Below are 20,350 nucleotides of genomic sequence, written 5' to 3'. Positions count from 1 at the left end.
CTGCTTTCTGGCGGGCGGTGCGCGGAGACCGCAAGGTCTGCCGGTCCTCGGTCCGGTCTGTCAACCGCGTACCGTCCGCCACCCCGATTGACAGCGAGGGGCGGACTCCAATCCAACCGAGGAGTCCGATATGCGCCGTTTCAACAGAACAAGCTTCACTCCCCCCAAGGCTGCCTCCGCGTCGCGTACAACCAAGCGCCGCGCTCGATCAGCCGACACGCAGGCCGCTGAGCAACCAGCGACCGCCGATGCCTCCCCATTCGCCACACCCACCGCGTCGCGCCTGCGCTTCCGCGTGCCCGAGCGCTGCACGATGAGCTATCAGCACTACGACTTGCGCCGCGCCGAGGATATCGTCGGCTGTGCGGTGCCCAAGCTGCGCCTGTCCGGGCGCTGGTTGGAGCAGTACGGTTTTGCGGTGGGCGATGCGTTGCGGGTGACGGTGGGACGCGGGGTGTTGTTGATCAGTCGCGTGCCGGCTGTGGTCGTGCCATCGGCGCGGGCTGCAGGGAAGAAGAAGGCGCGGGCAACGCGCGCCGCTTCGCATCCGCTGCGATCCAAGGTCTGACGTTATTGGTGTGCGCATGTCCGTGTGGCATGCGCCGCCATCGCCACGCCATCGCCACGCCAGCGTCGCGTGAGGCGGCGACTGGCGTGGTGTCGGTGATCGGCTTTTGCTTCGATAGCGCTGGCCTCGATCCTGAGATTCACTCGGCGTTTCCAAGATCGAAACGTCGCCCTGTTACCGTGCGCGCCAGGCAAGCGCCTGGCCTCCAAGGGAGTGAGCGTGAACGACACCGATGCGTATGTCCTCGATTCGATCCGGAAGTGGGTCTGGTCCGGCTATTACTCTGAGTCCGAGATCCGCGAGGAGATGCTCGACGACATTCTGGAAGACGATTGCGACGAACCGATGCTGCGTGCCGCGGTCGGCAGCCAGTGGCAGACCAAGCAGCAGGCGGAGCAGGGTTGGCCGTCGCTGATCGATTGCGATCGCCTGGATGCGGTGTTCGAGCAGTTGCACGATGCGGGCATCTGCGCGCTGGCCAATGCCGGCTACACGATGTCCGATGGCCACACCGAGGTGACCGAGGCGGTGGCGGAGGCGCCGGAGGGCGAGTACCGCGGCTATTGTTTCTACCACGGGCAGGATGTGGAGTGCGCGGTGGACGGGGGTGGGCTGTTTATCGCGTTCGGGGATTTGCAGGGTGGGGCGGATGCGGATCTTGCGGTCGGGCTGCAGGTCGCTGCGGCGTTGGTGGATGCGGGGTTTGTGTTGGCGTGGGATGGGACGTCGAAGATGCGGATCGCGGTGCCGGGGTTTATTTGGTTGCGGCGGTTTCGGGAGTAGCTGGGAGTTTTCTTGCAAGTGGTGGGGGCGGTGCAGATGGCGCGCCTCCGGCTGGCGCGCTGGGCGTTGTCGGTGAGGCGGATCGCGGCTGAAGCCGCTCCTACAGGGAGCAGGGAGCGGGGAGCAGCGGTTAGCGATGTATTCCGAATGCCGGAGCGGCGTCGTGGCGTCTCCCCTGCACCGAACTCACGGCGTCCGAATGAAATCCACGAATGCGCGTAGCGGTGCGGGCAGGTGGCGGCGCCCGGGGTAGTACAGGAACGGGCCGCTGAAACTCTGCCACCACGGTTCCAGCACCGGCTCGAGCGCGCCGCTGTCCAGGTGCGGGCGTAGCCAGTCTTCGAACAGGTGGATCACGCCCAGGCCGCCGACGGCGGCGTCGATGGCCAGGTCTACGGCGGCGCCCAGGCGCACCAACAACGGGCCGGTCGGTTCGACCAGCACGACCTCGCCGTCGCGTTCGAATTCCCAGGCCGGGATGGCGCCGCTGGCGAACTGGCCGCGCAGGCAGGCGTGCGCGAGCAGGTCGCGTGGGTGCTGCGGGCGTCCGTGTGCGGCGAGGTAGTCGGGCGAGGCGGCGGTGGCGAAGCGCTGCACGCGCGGGCCGATCGGCACGGCGATCATGTCCTGCTCCAGGCGCTCGTCGTAGCGGATGCCGGCATCGCAGCCGGCCGCCAGCATGTCGACGAAGCTGTCTTCCACGATCACCTCCAGCCTGATCTCCGGATAGGCCTTCAGGAACGGGGTGACGATCGCCGGCAGCACCAGGCGCGCGGCGGCGCCCGGCACGTTGAGGCGCAGGGTGCCGCTGGGGCGGTCGCGGAAGCCGTTGACCACGTCCAACGCGGCTTCCACTTCGCCGAGGGCGGGGATCAGGCGTTCGGCCAGGCGCGCGCCGGCCTCGGTCGGCAGCACGCTGCGGGTGGTGCGGTTGAACAGGCGCACGCCGAGGCGGGTTTCCAGGCGCCGCACGGCCTCGCTCAGGCTGGAGGCGGAGCTGCCGCTGAGCCGCGCGCCTTCGCGGAAGCCGCCGCCGCGCAGTACCGCCAGGAAGGCGTAGAGGTCTTGCAGGTCCGTGGTCATTGTTCGAGATCCCGCACAGCCCGTGCCGATTCGACCGGATTATCGCGCATCGGCGCGCGGCCTACAGTGCAGGCCTCATCCGGGCTTCGGCCCACCCCTTCTGGAGGCAGTCATGAGCAAGCTTTCGACAGCTGGCACCTTTTCCCTCGGCGACCGCACGGTGACCCGCATCGGCTACGGCGCGATGCAGCTGGCCGGGCCGGGCGTGTTCGGGCCGCCCAAGGACCGCGACGCCGCGCTGGCGGTGCTGCGCGAGGCGGTGGCCTCCGGCGTGGACCATATCGACACCAGCGACTTCTACGGGCCGCACATCACCAACCAGCTGATCCGCGAGGCGCTGCATCCGTATCCGCAGCAGCTGACCATCGTCACCAAGGTCGGTGCCGTGCGTGGCGACGACGCCTCCTGGCTGCCGGCGCAAAGTCCCGCCGAGCTGACCCAGGCGGTGCACGACAATCTGCGCAACCTTGGCGTCGAGGTGCTGGACGTGGTCAACCTGCGGGTGATGCTGGATGCGTACAAGCCCAGCGAGGGTTCGATCGAGGCGCAGTTCAGCGCGCTCGCCGAGCTGCAGCAGCGCGGGCTGATCCGGCATCTGGGCATCAGCAACGCCACCGCCGCGCAGGTGCAGGAAGCGCGGGGCATCGCCAAGGTGGTGTGCGTGCAGAACCACTACAACCTGGCGCACCGCGCCGACGATGCGCTGATCGACGCGCTGGGCCGCGACGGCATCGCCTATGTGCCGTTCTTCCCGCTCGGCGGCTTCAGCCCGCTGCAGTCCGATTCGTTGTCGTCCATCGCGCAAGATCTCGGCGCGAAGCCGATGCAGGTGGCGCTGGCATGGTTGCTGGCGCGTGCGCCGAACATCCTGCTGATCCCAGGCACCTCGTCTGTCGCGCATCTGCGGGAGAACCTGGCGGCGGCTGAGTTGTCGTTGTCGGACGATGTGTTGGCTGCGTTGGATCGGATCGGGCAAGAGTAGCGAGTGGTCAGTCGCTTTCCACGCGCCGGCGTTCTTGTTCTCCCAGCCATAACGAGAACTGGGATGAAACAGCGCAGAACTCGGGCAATGGAACGGTCTTGTGGTGAACGACGTCGGAGCCCGGCAGCTGCAAGAGCACATGCAACGTCCCACCCGGAGGGGCGAGCAGAAAGCCTTTGACGTTGTTCAATGCTTCGGAGACGTTGGTTAGGAAATCCATGCAATGGTAGGCATCTTGCTGCTCTGGGTGGCCAACACGGTAAAGCGCGTCGTCCAGGAGCTTGAACCAGACATCAGGCGTCTTGCCCGCAAGCGATGGATGCCAGAGCGCATTGCTGCTTGCGCACTTGTCCATCAAGTGCCCGCTCAATGTTCCCAAGACGCAACAAGGCTCCGAGAACAGGCCAACTTCAAGCCTGTCGAAAAAGAGCCGGAATCTTCCTGTGACATTAGCCCCGAGAAAGGAGGGGAAGTCAGGGCCAGGTTCGACAATGGCTTCGAGCGCGAAGGTGTCGGAATTGCCGAAGAGCATGTGCCTAAGCCCTAAGTCTGGTCGAGTCGTGCAGAGGCGCTGGCGCGAATGCTCCATTGCATCGCGATAATGCCATTCGCTCAAACGCGCCTTCGGCGATCGATGAATATCCGGGCGAATCAGCGCTTTGGAGCCAGGCGATGGTAGGAATCTTTTCGTGCCTTGAATCTCTTTCGTCTGGCTTTTTGGCACGCAACTCGTCAGCGTCGAACAGATGCATCCGCGCCGCCCTACGGCGCAAACCCCAGCCCCGTCGCCTTCACCCGCACCCGCGCCAAAATCTTGTGCGAGGTCATGTACAGGGTGCGGCCGTCGTCGCCGAAGGCGCAGTTGGCGACGGGGCCGCCGGTTTCGATGCGGCCCAGGCGGCGGCCGTCGGGTGCGAACACCAGCACGCCGCCGGGGCCGGTGGCGAACAGGCGGCCGTCGCTGGCCACGGCAATGCCGTCCGGCAGGCCGGGGTTGGCGTCGCCGACGATGTCGGAGGCATCGGCGAAGAGGCGCTTGCCGGTGACTCCGCCGCGCGCGTCGAGCGTGTAAGCGGTCCAGATCGGCCGCGCCGGATCGGAGTTGGCCACGTACAGGGTGCGCTCGTCCGGCGACAGGGCGATGCCGTTGGGCAGGCTCAGGCTGTCGTCGAGCAGGTGCACGCTGCCGTCGGTGTCCAGGCGATAGACGCCGTTGAAGCGCAGTTCCTTGACCGGGGAGTTGTCCCCGTCCTTCAGGCCGTACGGCGGGTCGGTGAAGAACACCACGCCGTCGCTGCGCTGGATCAGGTCGTTGGGGCTGTTGAGGCGGTGGCCGTCGTAAGCGCTGGCCAGGATCGTCTTGCGCCGCGTGGCCGGATCGAGCCGGGCCACGGCGCGCGTACCTGAATCGGCGAGCAGCACGCTGCCGGATGGCTCGGCGTGCATGCCGTTGGCGCCAGCCTCGCGCAGGGCGTCCAGCGGCGGGCCGGCGTAGCCGGAGGGCTTGAGGAACACCGACAGGCCGTCGCGCTCGGACCAGCGGTACATGGTGTTCTGCGGCACATCGTTGAACAGCAGGTAGCCGCCGTCGCGGACCCAGGCCGGGCCTTCCGACCAGGTGAAGCCTTCGGCGATGCGTTCGATGCGCGCGTCCGCCGCCACCGTGTCGCTGAACGCGGGGTCGAACGCAGTGACATGGCCGATCACGGGGAAGCGCGGCGCGGGCGGCTGGCTCTTCGCACAGCAGGCGAGCAACGCCAGCACGGAGGCGGCGAGCAGGACGCGGGTCGGCAATCGCATCGGAGGATTCCTGGGTGGTGTGGGGCGATGATGCCATCTGCCGGGCGCGTGCTCTTCACCTCCGCGCGCCCGCACGGCTGCGTATGCTCGCGGCCAAGGTGGCGCGCCCGTGCGGGCTGCAGCGCGCCGACGCGATGGCTACAATCGCCGGCAACATGCCTGGCCGCGGACACGCGCGACAGGCGTTCAAAGGAGAGGCGCACCATGGACTCTGTTTCCCCCGGCGACATCCGCCCACCGCCGCGCGCTGGGCGCCGGCTCGTGCAGCGCGGCACTGCCCTGCTGGCGGCGGCGCTGCTGGCCGCCTGCGCCGGTGCGCAACCCCCACCTTCATCGATTCCCACTACAAAGGAGCGGGCCATGTCGGAGATGACGCCAGAGCAACTGGCACAAGGCGTAGTGCGGCTGATCCTGGCGATCGGCGGCAAGCAGGACTTGACCCCGGCGCAGGTCGCCACGCATGCGGGCTTGCAGGTGGAGGCCGGCGACACCGCGCAGGCGTTCAGCGCGTCCGGCCCGGTCGCCGGCGGCGGGCGCTATGCGCTGGAATCGGTCGCCGATGCCGACGGAGAGCTGCCGTCGCGGCTGGACTTCGCGTTCGCACCGGAATCCGCCGCGCCGGCGCACTGCACGCAGCCGCTCGGCGCGTACAAGCAGGCGTTGACCGAGGCCGGCTTCGCTGCGCAGTGGATCGCGCCGCCGCGCCTGGGCAGCCCCGGCCGCTGGCATTTCGAACGCGGCGCCGTGGTGGTGTACGCGTTCGTCGGCGACGCTGCCGGCGCGGATGATGCGCAGGCCTGCGTGTCGCTGCTGCAGATCCTGGCCACCGCATAAGGAGATGGGTGATGGCGACCGACGATGACCTGAAGAAGATGGTGGACACGTTCGAGGCGGCGCACGCCAAGGAAGGCCAGGCGCTGCGCAAGATGCTGGACAACACGCCCGAGCTGAAGGCGCGGGTGGAGCAGGCGATCGAGCAGAAGCAGCTGTCCGGGTTCGGGCCGCATCCGCGCGACGGCGGCGGCGCGTACCGGCCGAGTACCGGCGAGATCCTGTTGCCGATGGACGTGCTGCGTACCGCCAAGATGGATGCGCCGCGCGACGATTCGGCCAATACCGCGCGGATCATCCTCGGCCACGAGATCGGCCATGCGATCAACAAGGCGGCGATCGACAAGTCCGATGCCGCGTTCAAGGACAAGATCGACGAAATCGCCAGGTCGCCTTCGCCGCACGACTACACCGCGGCACTGAAGGCGCACGGCGCCGAGGAGCGCACGCGCGAGTCCAAGGACGAGATCGCCGGAATCAACACGCTGGCCGACTACGTCAAGCACAGCAATCCCAAGGCGACGCTGAAGGACCTGTACAACGCCAGCACGGAGATGGCCAACTACATCGACAAGGATGGCGAGGGTGCCAAGGCGACCTACAAGGCCAAGGACGGGCTGACCTTCGGCAACGACCTGAAGATCGACGCGAACGCGCCGAAGAACGTCGAGGCGATGGGCAAGCTGTTCTACGACGCGCGCGGCTATCCGCAGAACTACGGCGCGCGCGACCTGGGCATGGTCGCCGAGGCCGAGGATGCCGCGCAGTTGCGCGATCCCAAGCGTGCGCCGCCGGAAGTGCGCGCCGACCTGAAGGCGTTGGGCATCGACCAAGCCAAGGTGCCGGCGGCGTGGATCCCGAACGGTTTCCGCGATACCGGCGCGACGCCGCCGGCGCCGCGTGCCGGCGCACCTGCGGCCGAGCCGACCGGCGCGGACCGCGCGCTGCATGACAAGGTGCGCAGCGGTGTGGCCCAGGCCGAGCAGGCGCTGGGCAAGGGCTGGGACGACAACAGCGAACGCATGACCGCCAGCCTGACCCTGCTGGCCAGACAGAGCGGTTTCAGCGAGCGCGACCAGCTGTCGGTGGGCTTCAACCGGCCCACCGGGACGCACCAGGGCGGCGAGCTGGCGTTCGTGTACCGCGACGGCGCCACGGCGTCGCCCGATCCCTACGCCAACCGCGCGCACATGACGACCAGTGAGGCGATCGCGCGGCCGGCGCAGGAGACCTATCAGCAGTTGCAGGAGCAGACCGCGCAGCAGGCGCAGACCCAGCGCACGGTGCAGGCGCAGGAACAGGCCACGCAGGCGCAGGCACAGACCCAGGCCACGTCGCCGCCGGTCCTGACGCGCTGAGCCGCAGCCGTATTGCACGTCGGAGCCGCGCCATCTCTTGCCGCGCGGCCCCTGCGTTCGCCTCATCCGCGACGACAACGGCACCGTGTCGCCGGACGGTCGCTTTCCCTCGCGGTCATGGCCAGAAGGCGTCGGCCGCCTGCACCGCGGGTTGTACGCATAGCCCGCTAGTCACCCTGACTTAATGGCGCTGCCGCGCGACGCCTGCCGCCCTATCGTGCAGCCATGACGAACTAGGGAGGAAGAGGTCATGCGTTTGTGCCGATATGCTGCCGCACTGCTGGCCGTGTGGCCCTTGCTTGCGTTGGCAACAGAGCCACATCCGACACGGTTGCCCAACGCCAGCGCGCTGGATGCGCAAGTGGCGCGTGCGCTGGCCGCCACGCATGCCAACGGCCTCGCGCTGGCGGTGATCGACCAGGGGCGGGTCGTGCACGTGCGCGCCTATGGCAAGCGCAACGCCGCTGGCGATCCCTTGCAGCCCGACACGGTGATGTATGGCGCATCGCTGACCAAGATGGCGTTCGCCTACATGGTGATGCAACTGGCCGAGCAGGGCGTGCTGGACCTGGATCGCCCGATCGCCGACTACCTGGACAAACCGCTCCCCGACTATCCGGCCGACCCGAAATACGGACCCTGGGCGGACCTCGCCGGCGATCCCCGCTGGCGCATGTTGACCGCGCGCATGCTGCTGACCCACAGCGCCGGCTTCGCCAACTTCGCGTTCGTGGAGCCCGACGGCAAGCTGCGCATCCACTTCGCTCCCGGCAGCCGCTACGCCTATTCCGGCGAAGGCCTGATCCTGCTGCAGTTCGTGCTTGAACGCGGCCTGGGTCTGGACGTGGGTCAGGAAATGCAGCGCCGCGTGTTCGACCGCTTCGGCATGCAGCGCACCAGCATGACCTGGCGGCCGGACTTCGCCGCCAACCTGGCCGATGGATGGACCGCGGACGGCAGCGTGGAGCCGCACGATGAACGCGGCACGGTGCGCGCGGCAGGCTCGATGGACACGACGATCGCCGACATGGCCAAGTTCGCGGCAGGCTATCTCGCGGGCAAGGGGCTTTCGCCGCGGGGCGCGTCGATGCTGACCGCGCCGCAGCTGGCGATCAGCACCGCGTCGCAGTTCCCGACGCTGCAGGACGAACTCCCGCCCGAGCGCCGGCGCGCCGACCTCGCCGCGGGCCTGGGCGTAGTGGCGTTCCGCGGAGCGCAAGGCGCCGCGTTCCTGAAAGGCGGGCACAACGACAGCACCGGCAATCTGCTGGTCTGCGCCAGGCGCTACCAGCGCTGCGTGGTCATCCTGTCGAACGACGTGCGCGCCGAGCGCGCGTTCCCGGCCCTGATCGACTTCGCCATGGGAAAGACCGGTGCGCCGTGGACGTGGGAGTACGGCGACATGCAGTTCGTCCGTTGAACGGCGTCCGTCGATCGCCGATCGCAGCCGCGCGCTGTTGGGCGCGCGCTACTGCGCCTGCGCCGGCACCGCCAGCACCGCGTCGAACGCAGGCTTGGGCTTGCGTTCGCGGTCGAACAGCAACGGATAGTTGCGGCGCCCCGGCACCGGGTAGTCGTTCTTCCACGACATGCCGTCGTCCACGCCCCACACGCTGACCCGCGCCAGCTTGTCGCGCTTGCGCCAGAACAGCTGGAACAATTCGGCGTAGCGATCGCGCAGCTGCGCCTGCACGTCCGCCGGCAGGCCGTCGCGGTACGGATCGAGGTAGCGCTTGAACTCCGGCAGCTGGAACTGCTTGTGCGCCATCCCGGTGCCGATCACCTGGCCTTCCTTGGTCAGCGGCAGCACGTCCACATCCAGTTCGGTGATCATCACCTTGACCCCGAGCGCGGCGTAGGCGTCGATCGCCGCTTCGATGTCGTGCTGGCTGGGGTAGTCCAGGCCCCAGTGGCCCTGCATGCCGACGCCGTCGATGCGGATGCCGGCGCGCTGCAGCATCTTCACCATGCGCACGATGCCGTCGCGCTTTTCCGGGCGCCATGCGTTGAAGTCGTTGTAGTACAGCTGCGCATCCGGCGCGTACTGCGCGGCGAAGCGGAACGCCTGCCGCACCAGTTCGTCGCCGTCGCCGACGCGCTCCACCCACTTGGTGTTGCGGTAGCTGCCGTCCTCGTCGATCACCTCGTTGACCACGTCCCAGGCCTGTACCTTGCCGACGTAGCGCCCGGCCACCGCCTGGATGTGCGCGCGCATGCGTTCGATCTGCGCGTCGCGGCCGTTGGGTCTGCCCTGCGCGTCGACGAAGAACCAGTCCGGGGTCTGGTTGTGCCAGACCAGGGTGTGGCCGACCACGAACATGCCGTGGCGGCGGCCGTAGTCGACGAAGGCATCGGCGGCGGCGAAATCGAAGACGCCTGGGCGCGGATTGACCACTTCGGCCTTCATCGCGTTCTCGGCGGTGATCGCGTTGAACTGCCGCGGCACCAGTGCGGCGGAGGCGGCGTCCTTGCCGGAGACGATGTCGGCGTTGACCGCAGTGCCGATCAGGAACGCGCCGGCATAGGCGTCCTTGAGGCCGCGGCCGTCCGCCGCTGCGTTCGGCGTGCGCGACGCGGCGGCAGGTGGGTCGGCGGCGCCCGCTGCCGCCGTGCCGAGCAGGCAGGCCAACAGCAGGGTCGCGACGCGTGTCTTGCGCAATGCAGGCATGGCGGCGGTCCTTGTTCGAGCGTGGGGGGCACGCGGAGGCGTGGTGCGCGTGCAGCGACGTGCAGGCGGCGCATGCGTGACGACGGGCGCTTCGTTCATGGCTGCACCCGCAGTTGCGTGTGCGCGGCCTGCAACGTGTCCGATTCGACGTGCAACGTAATGATGCCGCTCTTGCCCGGCAGCGCGCGCACGATCGCCAGCGCCAGGCCGTTGAACGCATTGCGTGCGGGCGCGGCGAACGACTCCAGGTCGGTGGGATCGCCGTTGTCGGTGGCGACGAGTTCGCCCGGGCCCTCGACGCGGAAGCGCAGCCGGTCGCCGGCCGTGGGCGCGGGATTCCCGTCGCGGTCGAGCAGGCGCACGGTCACGAAGGCCAGGTCGCGGCCGTCGTTGCGGAGCGTGGTGCGGTCGGGCGTGACCTGCAGCCGCGCGGCCGGGCCGGCGGTACGCACGCGCTCGCTGGCCCACGGCTTGCCGTCCTTGTAGGCCTGCACGCGCAGTTCGCCCGGCGCGTAGACCACCTCGTCCCAGCGCAGCCGGTACTGCAGCGGCGCCTTCTTCTTGCGACCTTGCGAGACGCCGTTGACGAACAGTTCGGCCTCGTCGCCGGAGGTGAACACGTGCACTGGCGTGACCTGGCCCTCGCGGCCCGGCCAGGTCCAGTGCGGCAGCAGGTGCGCGATCGGCAGCTCGGGGCGCCAGCGCGCCTGGTACAGCCAGTAGCGGTCCTTGGGAAAGCCGGCCAGGTCGAAGATGCCGGAGTAGGAACTGCGCGAGGAGTAGTACGGGGTCGGTTCGCCGAGGTAGTCGAAGCCGGTCCAGACGAACTCGCCGGCGACGAACGGGTGCGTGTCGAGCGAAGCGAACACCTTGTCGGCACTGGCGCCGAAATCCACCGCGTGCAGTTCGTAGGCGCTGACCTGGTGCGCCACCGCATCGCCACCGCGGCCGTCGCGTACCGGCGCGCTGCTCTCAGCGGTGACCGGGAACAGGTACACGCCACGGCTGCTCAGCGCCGAGGCAGTCTCGCTGCTGAAGATCGGTCTGTGTGGGAAGCGCGCATGGAACAGGGGATATTGCGGCGGCTTGCGGATGCGCTCGGTGCCCGCGAACTCCGGTGTGTCGCGGATGCCTTCGCCCTGGTAGTTGAGGCCGATCACGTCCAGCGCCGCGGGCAGCGGCATGTCCGGCGCGGCGTAGTTCATCGCCGCGGTGGCCAAGCGGGTGGGATCTTCTTCGTGCACGATGGCCTGCAGGCGCTGCGCGATCGCCGCGCCGGCCTCGCCGGTGTATTGCTCGCCGACTTCGTTGCCCACGCTCCACAGGATCACCGACGGATGATTGCGGTCGCGGCGCAGCAGCGCGCGCAGGTCCGGTTCGTGCCAATCGCGAAACACCAGGTGGAAATCCAGCGGGGTCTTCTTCATTTCCCAGCTGTCGAACAGTTCGTCGACGACCAGCAGGCCCATGCGGTCGGTCAGTTCCAGCAGTTCCGGTGCCGGCGGGTTGTGGCTCATGCGGATCGCGTTGGCGCCCATCCCCTGCAGCAATTGCAGCTGGCGCTCGGCGGCGCGCAGATTGAACGCGGCGCCGAGCGCGCCGAGGTCGTGGTGATTGTTGACGCCGCGGATCGGCACGTGTTCGCCGTTGACCAGCAGGCCGCGGTCCGGATCCCAGCGCAGCTTGCGCACACCGAACGGGGTTTCGTAGCGATCGACCACGCGGCCGTCCTGCGTCACCTCGGTGATCGCGACGTAGCGGTGCGGTCGCTGCGTCGGTGGCGGGCCCCACAACTGCGGCTTGACGATGCGCGCGCTGCCGCCGAGCGTGGCGCTGGCACGCGCGGCGATGCGGGTGCTGGCCGCGGCGATCCGCGCCGCCGCCGCGCCTTGCCGCCGGCCCTCGGCATCGAGCGCATAGATCGCGGTGCTGGTTTGTACCTGTGCTTCCGCGTCGCTGCTGTTGTCCAGCGTCACCGCCACGCGCACCGTCGCCGCCTGCGCCGATACCTGCGGCGTGCTGATCTGGGTGCCCCATTGGCCGACATGCACCGGCGCGGTCTTGCTCAGCCACACGCTGCGGTACAGGCCGCCGCCGGGATACCAGCGCGCCGATTCGGGCGGGTTGTCCAGGCGGATCGCCAGCTGGTTGCTGCCGCCGGGCACCAGGTACGGGGTCAGGTCCACGCGCCAGGAGCTGTAGCCGTACGGCCAGCCGCCGACCAGGTGGCCGTTGAGCCAGACCGTGGCGTAGGACATCGCGCCATCGATGTCGAGGAACACCGCGCGGCCGCGGTCGCTGGCGGGAATGTCCAGGCGCTTGCGGTACCAGCCCACGCCCCAGCTCGGCAGACGGCCCATGCCGCCGTACGGCCCGTCCTTCAGGAACGGCCCGGCGATCGCCCAGTCGTGCGGCAGGTCCACGCGCGTCCACGCGCTGTCGTCGAAGTCGGCGCGCACGAAGGCCACGTCGCTGCCCGGGTCGCCGGGCGGGCGCGGGTGGCGCTGCGCCGGGTCGGCGATGAAGGCGTTGCCGGTGGGCAGGATCCACGGCTTGAGCACTGGCCGCGTGCGCGGCGCGACACGCTCGGCGGCGTCGGGGCGGGCATCGGCGACCTTGCCGTCGGCGCTGCGCGCGATGTCCGGGCGCACGTCGTAGTCCAGCGTGTCGCCGACGCCGGGCGCGTCGCCGCGATGGAAACGCCAATCGGCATCGAGCGACAGCCGCTCGCGCGGGGGCGGCGACTGCGGCGCCGGCGCCGCGTCGACGCGGCCGGCGGCAAGCATGGCCAGTACCAGCAACGGTGCGAGCGCGCGTTGCGGCGCGCGCCTGGGCGTCGCCACGACGGTGTGCGCACGTTCGCGCGCCGACGCGGCGCCGACGCAGGCGGCACCCGCTGTCACAGCCTGTAGGCCCGCTTCGGCAACCGATACGCCAGGTCCAGCGCGACCTCGGCCGCTTCGTCCTCGTCGAGGCGATGCTCGGCCACAAGTTTGGCCAGGAATGCGCAATCGACGCGGCGGGCGACATCGTGCCGCGCCGGGATCGACAGGAACGCGCGGGTGTCGTCGTTGAAGCCGACCGTGTTGTAGAAACCGGCGCTGGCCAGGGTCTGCTCGCGAAAGCGCCACATGCCTTCTGGCGCATCGTGGAACCACCACGCCGGGCCGAGCAGCAGCGCCGGATAGTGCCCGGCCAGCGGCGCCAGTTCGCGCGCGTAGGTGCTCTCGTCCAGGGTGAACAGGATCAGGGTGAAGCCCGGCGTATTGCCGAAGCGGTCCAGCAGCGGCTTGAGCGCATGCACGTAGTCGGTGCGCAGCGGCAGGTCGGCGCCCTTGTCGCGGCCGTAGCGCGCGAACAGGCTGCGGTTGTGGTTGCGGAAGCAGCCCGGATGCAGCTGCATCACCAGGCCGTCGTCCACGCTCATCGCCGCCATCTCGGTCAGCATCTGCGCGCGGAACAGTTCCGCGTCCGCGGCGCTGGCACCGCCGCCGCGCACCCGCGCGAACAGCCGCGCGGCCTCGGCCGCGGGCAGGTCGGCGGTGGCCGCGCTGGGGTGGCCATGGTCGGTGGAGGTGGCGCCCATCTGTGCGAAGAACGCACGGCGCTGGCGGTGCGCGCGCAGGTAGCCGTCCCAGGCGTACACGTCCTCGCCGGTCAGCTCGCCGAAACGGTGCAACGCATCGGGGAACTGCTCGTGTTCCGGATCGATCACCGCGTCGGGGCGGTAGGCGGTGATCACCCGTCCGCCCCAGCCGCTGGCGCGGATCGTGGCGTGGTGCTGCAGCGGATCCAGCGGCGATTCGGTGGTGGCGATCACCTCGATGCCGAAGCGGTCGAACAGCGCGCGCGGCCGGAACGCCGGGGTCTGCAACGCCTCGCCGATGCGGTCGTAGTACAGGTCGGCGCTGGCCGCGTCCAGGCGCACGCGCAGGCCGAACACCTCGTGGAAGACATGGTTCAACCATAGCGCCGAGGGCGTGCCGCGCAGCAGCTGGAAGCGCTCGGCGAACACGCGCCAGGCCGCGCGCGGATCCACCGCGGCGCGGCTGCCGTCGGCGCGCGGGATGCCCAGCGCGTCCAGGTCCACGCCCTGGCTGTAGAGCATGCGGAACACATAGTGGTCGGGCACCAGCAGCAGTTCGGTGGCGTTGGCGAACGGCGCATCCTCGGCGAACCAGGCCGGATCGGTGTGCCCGTGCGGGCTGACGATCGGCAGCGCGGCGACCTGCGCGTACAGGCGGCGCGCGATCGCGCGCATGCCCGGCTCCGGCGGCAGCAGACGGTCGGGATGCAGGGACAGGGCGGGGGAGGACAGGGTCATGGTCGGCAGGCGGGTCGTGGAGGGATGATGGTCGGAAGCAGCGCGCTTGGCGCTACGGCTTGCTCGCCACGTAGCCGCGCAGCCACGCCAGCGCCGGGCGCTCGCTGCCGTCGTCGCGGATCAGGTACGCGCCTTCCTTGTCGCGCCACAGGCCGCGGCGGAAGCCCCACAGGGTCACGCCGCGCACGCTCGGGTGCTCCCAGAACAGCGGGAACACGCGCTGGTAGTCGGCCAGTTGCTGCGCATCGGTGGGCCCGTCCAGGTCGAGTTCAGTGACGTAGATCGGCAGGCCGGTCGCCGCCAGCGTGTCGAGGTTGGCGCGGTGGACCGAGATCGGCACGTCCGCCCGCGTCTCGAAGGCATGTTGCTGCAGGCCGATCGCATCGATCAGGCGCTCGCGCTGCAGCAGCTGGATGACCTGCAGATACTGGCGCGTGGCGTCGGCACTGTTGGTGATGCCGTAGTCGTTGATCATCAGCTTGGCATGGGGGAAATGGCGCCGCGCCAGACGGAACGACTGCAGCACCCAGTCCCAGCCGGTGCTGCCGGCGCCGCCCAGCGCCTGCAGGTAGTTGCCGCTGTCGTCTTTCCTGTCGTCGGGCTGATTGTGGCCCGGCAGGGTTTCGTTGGCCACCTCCAGCAGGTCGATGTCCGGATAGCGCTGCGCCACCGCGGCGAACCACTGCTCGATCGCGGCGCGCTGCTCCGTCGGCGGCAGCGTCCGCATCCACAGCGGCTGTTGGCTGCCCCAGATCAGCACGTGCATCTGGAACGGCATGTTGTTGCGCTTGGCCAGGTTGTAGGCGTCATCGAGCGCGCTCCAGTCCATGCGTCCGCGCACCGCTTCCACGCTGCCCCATTTGCCGGCGTTCTCGGGCGTGACCTTGTTCCAGTACCGGGTGAAGTCCTGCGCCTGCGATGGGCTGTAGGCACTGCCCAGGAAGCGCTGCTTGCCGGCGGCCAGCGGCGCGGCGCCGGCCGCGGCGGAAACGGCCAGCAACAGCGACAACAAAAGCGAAGCGATCGTTTTCATCATGGCGTCTCGATGGGTGGGGAGCAGGGGTGGAACGCTGTCGGGATGGACGCGGGCACGCCCGCACGTCCGCGCCTCCCGGCATGCACCAGGCAAGCCCGGTCAGGCATGGTCTTGCAACTGCGCCGGCTGCAGGCGCGGCGCCAGCCACTGCACCAGCGCCAGCGCCAGCAGGTAGGCCGAGCCGGCCATCAGGAACACCGGCACGTAACTGCCGGTGGCCTCGAGCAGGAAGCCGATGAAGGTGGCGATCAGCATGCCGCCGACCGCGCCGGCGAAGCCGCCGATGCCGACCACGGTGGCCACCGCGTGGCGCGGGAACATGTCCGAGGGCAGGGTGAACAGGTTCGCCGACCAGCCCTGGTGCGCGGCGGTGGCCAGGCCGATCAGCCCCACCGCCAGCCACAGGTTGTCGGCGCGCGCGGCGAACACGATCGGCACCACCGCCAGCGCGCAGATCAGCATCGCGGTCTTGCGCGCGCGGTTGACGCTCCAGCCGCGGGCGATGAAGCGCCCGGCGATCCAGCCGCCGGTGATGCTGCCGACGTCGGCGAGCACGAAGATCACGATCAGCGGCGCGCCGAGCTGCAGCAGGCTCAGCCCGTACTCGGCATGCAGGAACTTGGGCAGCCAGAACAGGAAGAACCACCAGATCGGATCAGTGACGAACTTCGCCACCACGAACGCCCAGGCCTGGCGGTGGCGCAGCACCTGCGCCCAGCTCAGCCGTTGCACGGGTTCGGGCGGATCGCTGCGGATATGCGCCAGTTCCGCCGCGCTCAGGCGCGGCTGCTGCTCCGGCGCGCGATAGTTCAGCCACCACACCGCCAGCCAGGTGGCGCTGAGCGCGCCGGTGAACAGGAACGCCGACTGCCAGCCCCAGGTGCTGGCGATCACCGGCACCAGCAGGGGGGCGACGATGGCGCCGATGTTGGAGCCGGAATTGAAGATGCCGGTGGCCAGCGCGCGCTCGCGCCGTGGAAACCATTCGGCCACGGTCTTGATCGCCGCCGGAAAGTTGCCCGATTCGCCCAGGCCCAGGAAGAAGCGCGCGATCGCGAAGCCGACGACGCTGGTGGCCAGCGCATGGCTCATCGCCGCCAGGCTCCAGATGCCGATCGCCAGCGCGTAGCCGGCGCGCGTGCCGAAGCGGTCGATCACCGCGCCGCTGCACAGCAGGCCCAGCGCGTAGGCGGCCTGGAACGCGGTGACGATGTAGCCGTATTCGATCTCGTTCCAGCCGATCTGCACCTGCAGGAACGGCGCCAGCACGCCGAGCACCTGGCGGTCGATGTAGTTGATGGTGGTGGCGGCGAGCAGCAGCGCGCAGATGCGCCAGCGCATGCGCCCCAGACGCGAGCCGGCGGCGGTATCGGTGGTGTCGGTCGCATCGGCGCCGGGCGAGGGCATCATGTCCGCGGCACCGGCATGGCGGCCTGGATGCGCGCACTGCGTCGCGAAGGTCGGCAGCGACATGCGGCGCCGCTTCCGTGCAGCTGTCGGATATTGCGATGCAGCACGCAATCTGCGCTGTTCCCAGTTCGGTGCATACGCTTCGATCCCCACAGGGCGCGGCGGTCGCCGCCGTTTGGTAGCGCTATCATTAGCACGCCGCCGCAGGCGATCCATCGTGCACAGCAGCACGAGACGCGATGCCGACACCGAGATGCGACGCGCATCCGCCGTACCCATGCGCACGTTTTCCGGAATGTATCGGTGCACGGCGGGCTTATGTTGCCCTGCAGCGTGACAGCCATCTTGGTAGCGCTAACATCCGCGGCCACGGCCCAGCCACGGGCCTTGAAGTCGCTGCACGTTTTTCCGTCGCTCGGGCAATTCGTCGGCTGGTCGCTCCGCGTCACCTTCACGGAGCCGCAGGTCGCCTGTTTTTTGGGGAGGATCACGGTGAAGAACAGTTACGCGCGCACCACGTTGTCTCATGCACTGGCCACCGCATTGCTCGGCATGGCCGCCGGCAGCGCCTGGGCGCAGACCGCGTCACCCACACAGGCGCCTGCGGCGCAGGCGGCGCCATCGCCCGCACCGGCCGGCGACGATGCGGTGAAGCAACTGGATACGGTCACCGTCTCCGGCTACCGCCGCAGCATCCAGTTCTCCACCGACGCCAAGCGCGATTCGGTGACCTTCAGCGATACCGTGTTCGCCGAGGACATCGGCAAGTTCCCGGACATGAACATCGCCGAGTCGCTCAACCGCATTCCGGGCGTGCAGCTCTCGCGCGACGTCAATGGCGAAGGCCTGAATATCGCCATCCGCGGCCTGGGCACCAGCTTCACCAAGACCACGCTCAACGGCGCCAGCATCGCCACCGCCTCGATCGGCCTCAATGCGCAGAACCAGAACCGCGAAGTGGATCTGAATCTGTTCCCGACCGAGTTCTTCACCCAGCTGACGGTGAGCAAGACGCCGACCGCGAGCATGCTCGAAGGCGGCGTGTCCGGCGTGGTCGACATGCGCAGCGCGCGGCCGTTCGATCGGCCCGGCACGCATCTGACCTACCAGCTGCAAGGCGACTGGAACAGCACCAGCGAAAAGACCACGCCGCGCGGCGCGCTGATGGGCAGCTGGACCAACGCGGCCGGTACCTTCGGCGCGCTGTTCGGCGTGGCCTCGGTGCGCAGCAAGCTCGGCGTGGAAGGCTTCGAGAGCGTGGGCTGGACCAATCCGGGCCTGACCTACGCGCAATGCGGGCTGACCCCGCCGGCCGGCACGCCATCGACCAACCAGCCGGCCGCGTGCAACGCCAACGGCGGCGGCAACTGGCGCATTCCCGATACCGTGCCGGTCACCGCCGGCGCCGGCCTCACCCCCGGGCAGAGCATCGACGCCGCCTGGCTGCTGGCGCACAACCCCGGCCTGAGCATCGAGCAGATCAGCGACGCGCTGATCCCGCGCCTGGGCCGCCGCGTGCAGATGCAGGGCGACCGCAGCCGCGACGCGTCGGTGATGTCGCTGGAATGGCGGCCCAGCGACAGCGCGCATTTCTACCTGGACACGCTGTTCTCCAAGGCCAAGCGCGACACCGAACGCACCAGCATGAACCTGATCGGGCGCAACGGGAACATGATTCCGTTGGACATGCAGGTGGACGGCAACGGCGTCGTCACCGATGCCACCTTCACCAATGCCCAGTACTTCCTGGAAGCGCGCCCGTACCATGAGAACGTCAAGTTCTGGAGCGTCAATCCGGGCGCCGAACTGCTGTTCGGCGCGAACCAGGACATCAAGCTCAACGTGCAGGCCAACGCCACGCGCAGCTGGATGTACCGGCAGTCGCCGAGCATCCTGGTGACCTCGCCGTTCACCACGGTGGACTACAGCAATACCGGTGGCGACCAGCCCTCGATCGACAGCCCGCTGGACCTCAACGATCCGAACCTGGGCTGGAGCTGGACCGGCGGCCGGCTCAACATCAGCAACGAGAAGCGCGAGACCGAGACCCGCGGTGCGCGCGCCGACCTGCAGTTCGGCGAAGACAAGCGCAACGTCAAGGTCGGCGTCGCCTACGATCAGGCCGAGCGCCATATCCGCGGCTTCGACAACAGCGCCGCGTGGGAGACCCTGGTCTGCCGCGGCGCCGCCGCCACCTGCACCGGCGGCGCCGGCTCGCTGATCCCGCAGTCGGCGCTGGCCTCCTACCTCAAGCCCGGCCAGGGCGGCTTCATCACCGTGGACTTCGACCGCTTCCTGCGCGACAGCGGCTACTACGGCCTGAGCGACAGTGCGCCGGAGACCAACGCGGCCAATACCGGCGCCTCCACCGGCGGCATCCTGGAGAAGAACTGGGGCTTCTACGTCGAGGCCAACGGCGAGACCGACGTGTGGAACCGGTCGATGCGCTTCAACGCCGGCGTGCGCTACGTGACCACCGACCAGACCATCAGCGGCCCGGTCACCATCGGCGGGGTGCGCCGCTACCAGGTGCTGAACTCGGACTACAACGAACTGCTGCCTTCGTTCAACGTGGCCTGGGACGTGGCCGACAGCGTGGTGCTGCGCCTGTCCGGCTCGCGCACGCTGACCCGGCCCGATCCCAGCGCGATGCTGCCCAACACCAACTTCAGCGATCCCTCCGCGCAGACCGCCACCCAGGGCAATTCCAACCTGGCGCCGTACCGGTCCACCAACGTGGACATCGGCGGCGAGTGGTACACCGGCGGCGAAGGCTTCGTCGGCCTGACCCTGTTCGACAAGCGCATCGACGGCTTCACCGTCAACGGCGTGCGCCGCATTCCGTTCCAGGACCTGGGCGTGGCCTACAGCGACCTGACCGCGACCCAGCAGGCCGCGATCGACCAGCGCGGCGGGCCGAACGCGGCCACCGTGGACGTGCAGACCCAGGTCAACGCCGACGGCACGCTCAACATCCGCGGCCTGGAAGCGATCTGGGTGCAGCCGCTGGACCGCCTGCTCGACGGCCTGGGCTTCAGCCTCAACTACACCCACGTCAAGCAGGAGTCCGAGGGCGACGGCATCCAGGCGGTGGCGGTGGGCGTGGCGCCGAACCTGTGGAACGGCACGGTGTACTGGGAGAAGAACAACGCCTCGGTGCGCCTGTCCTACGCCTGGAACGACGACATGATCATCTCCGGCGCCAACCAGAACGGCATTCCCGATGCGCGGCTGATGGCCGATGCGCGCGGGCAGCTGGACCTGTCGGCCAGCTACACGCTGGCGTGGGTCCGCTCGGCGCCGCAGATCACCCTCAACGTCACCAACCTCACCAACGAACCGCTGCGCACCACCTTCCAGTATCCGAACGCCACCTACGACCTGTACCAGCCCGGACGCACCATCATGCTCGGCATCCGCGGCTCGTTCTGAGCCTGGCGCCGGGCGCGGTGCCCCGCTGCGGCGAGGCATCGCGCGCGCGGCCTGCCGCCTGGCGCGCCGCAACCG

At 68.9% G+C, this 20,350-nt stretch carries 15 protein-coding genes; 7 read left to right on the top strand and 8 right to left on the bottom strand.

From position 1 onward, the window contains the following. Nucleotides 1-130 precede the first annotated feature (130 nt). Both AB8810_RS23590 and AB8810_RS23585 read left to right on the top strand, forming a co-directional pair. Nucleotides 131-568: a SymE family type I addiction module toxin gene (locus AB8810_RS23590; RefSeq protein WP_369915084.1), complete on the top strand. Its 438-nt coding sequence runs from the start codon at nt 131-133 to the stop codon at nt 566-568. Between the two features lie 219 nt (nt 569-787). Then, entirely contained in the window at nt 788-1,351 is a 564-nt protein-coding gene (locus AB8810_RS23585; RefSeq protein WP_369915083.1) for a hypothetical protein, read from the top strand. A gap of 186 nt (nt 1,352-1,537) precedes the next feature. On the opposite strand, the gene AB8810_RS23580 is transcribed toward AB8810_RS23585, so the two are convergent. Continuing rightward, on the bottom strand, nt 1,538-2,434 hold the full coding sequence (locus tag AB8810_RS23580; RefSeq protein ID WP_369915082.1) for a LysR substrate-binding domain-containing protein: 897 nt from the start codon (nt 2,432-2,434) through the stop codon (nt 1,538-1,540). A 112-nt stretch (nt 2,435-2,546) separates the two neighbouring features. On the opposite strand from AB8810_RS23580, the gene AB8810_RS23575 reads away from it, so the two are divergent. Next, nucleotides 2,547-3,416 (top strand): aldo/keto reductase family oxidoreductase, encoded by an 870-nt coding sequence (locus AB8810_RS23575; RefSeq protein ID WP_369915080.1) that lies wholly within the window; start codon nt 2,547-2,549, stop codon nt 3,414-3,416. A gap of 7 nt (nt 3,417-3,423) precedes the next feature. Here the strand turns inward: AB8810_RS23575 and AB8810_RS23570 are convergent, their stop codons facing one another. Together AB8810_RS23570 and AB8810_RS23565 are read right to left on the bottom strand one after the other, a co-directional pair. Next, complete coding sequence (locus tag AB8810_RS23570) at nt 3,424-4,140, bottom strand: hypothetical protein (protein ID WP_369915079.1); 717 nt, start codon at nt 4,138-4,140, stop codon at nt 3,424-3,426. 38 nt (nt 4,141-4,178) lie between these two features. After that, a complete protein-coding gene (locus tag AB8810_RS23565) occupies nt 4,179-5,216 on the bottom strand; it encodes an SMP-30/gluconolactonase/LRE family protein (protein WP_369915078.1) in 1,038 nt (345 codons plus the stop codon). A gap of 360 nt (nt 5,217-5,576) precedes the next feature. Here AB8810_RS23565 and AB8810_RS23560 point away from each other — a divergent pair, with 360 nt between their 5' ends. The 3 genes from AB8810_RS23560 to AB8810_RS23550 all read left to right on the top strand — a co-directional run bounded on the left by AB8810_RS23560 (nt 5,577) and on the right by AB8810_RS23550 (nt 8,825). After that, nucleotides 5,577-6,050, top strand: a complete 474-nt coding sequence (locus tag AB8810_RS23560) for a hypothetical protein (protein WP_369915077.1) — start codon at nt 5,577-5,579, stop codon at nt 6,048-6,050. A gap of 11 nt (nt 6,051-6,061) precedes the next feature. Beyond that, a complete protein-coding gene (locus tag AB8810_RS23555; RefSeq protein ID WP_369915076.1) occupies nt 6,062-7,405 on the top strand; it encodes an XVIPCD domain-containing protein in 1,344 nt (447 codons plus the stop codon). Between the two features lie 256 nt (nt 7,406-7,661). Beyond that, nucleotides 7,662-8,825 (top strand): serine hydrolase domain-containing protein, encoded by a 1,164-nt coding sequence (locus tag AB8810_RS23550; RefSeq protein ID WP_369916714.1) that lies wholly within the window; start codon nt 7,662-7,664, stop codon nt 8,823-8,825. 48 nt (nt 8,826-8,873) lie between these two features. Here AB8810_RS23550 and AB8810_RS23545 read toward each other — a convergent pair whose 3' ends face one another. From AB8810_RS23545 to AB8810_RS23525, 5 genes are all read right to left on the bottom strand, one after another. Then, on the bottom strand, nt 8,874-10,073 hold the full coding sequence (locus AB8810_RS23545; RefSeq protein WP_369915075.1) for an endo-1,4-beta-xylanase: 1,200 nt from the start codon (nt 10,071-10,073) through the stop codon (nt 8,874-8,876). Nucleotides 10,074-10,168: 95 nt separating this feature from the next. After that, nucleotides 10,169-12,859, bottom strand: a complete 2,691-nt coding sequence (gene galB / locus AB8810_RS23540; RefSeq protein WP_369915074.1) for a beta-galactosidase GalB — start codon at nt 12,857-12,859, stop codon at nt 10,169-10,171. A 113-nt stretch (nt 12,860-12,972) separates the two neighbouring features. Beyond that, nucleotides 12,973-14,391, bottom strand: a complete 1,419-nt coding sequence (uxaC, locus tag AB8810_RS23535) for a glucuronate isomerase (protein ID WP_369916713.1) — start codon at nt 14,389-14,391, stop codon at nt 12,973-12,975. Between the two features lie 58 nt (nt 14,392-14,449). Continuing rightward, nucleotides 14,450-15,433 carry an endo-1,4-beta-xylanase gene (locus AB8810_RS23530; RefSeq protein ID WP_206258697.1) on the bottom strand — a complete coding sequence of 328 codons (984 nt, stop codon included), beginning with the start codon at nt 15,431-15,433 and terminating at the stop codon, nt 14,450-14,452. Between the two features lie 99 nt (nt 15,434-15,532). Further along, the gene (locus AB8810_RS23525) at nt 15,533-16,840 is read right to left on the bottom strand and encodes an MFS transporter (RefSeq protein WP_369916712.1); all 1,308 of its coding nucleotides are present in this window, start codon (nt 16,838-16,840) and stop codon (nt 15,533-15,535) included. A gap of 495 nt (nt 16,841-17,335) precedes the next feature. Here AB8810_RS23525 and AB8810_RS23520 point away from each other — a divergent pair, with 495 nt between their 5' ends. After that, nucleotides 17,336-20,275: a TonB-dependent receptor gene (locus AB8810_RS23520; protein ID WP_369915073.1), complete on the top strand. Its 2,940-nt coding sequence runs from the start codon at nt 17,336-17,338 to the stop codon at nt 20,273-20,275. The last annotated feature ends 75 nt before the right edge of the window (nt 20,276-20,350 follow it).

The sequence above is a fragment of the Xanthomonas sp. NCPPB 3005 genome (assembly GCF_041228095.2).
In the GTDB taxonomy this organism is placed as follows: domain Bacteria; phylum Pseudomonadota; class Gammaproteobacteria; order Xanthomonadales; family Xanthomonadaceae; genus Xanthomonas_A; species Xanthomonas_A bonasiae.
This window is presented reverse-complemented; position numbering and strand designations above follow the sequence as displayed.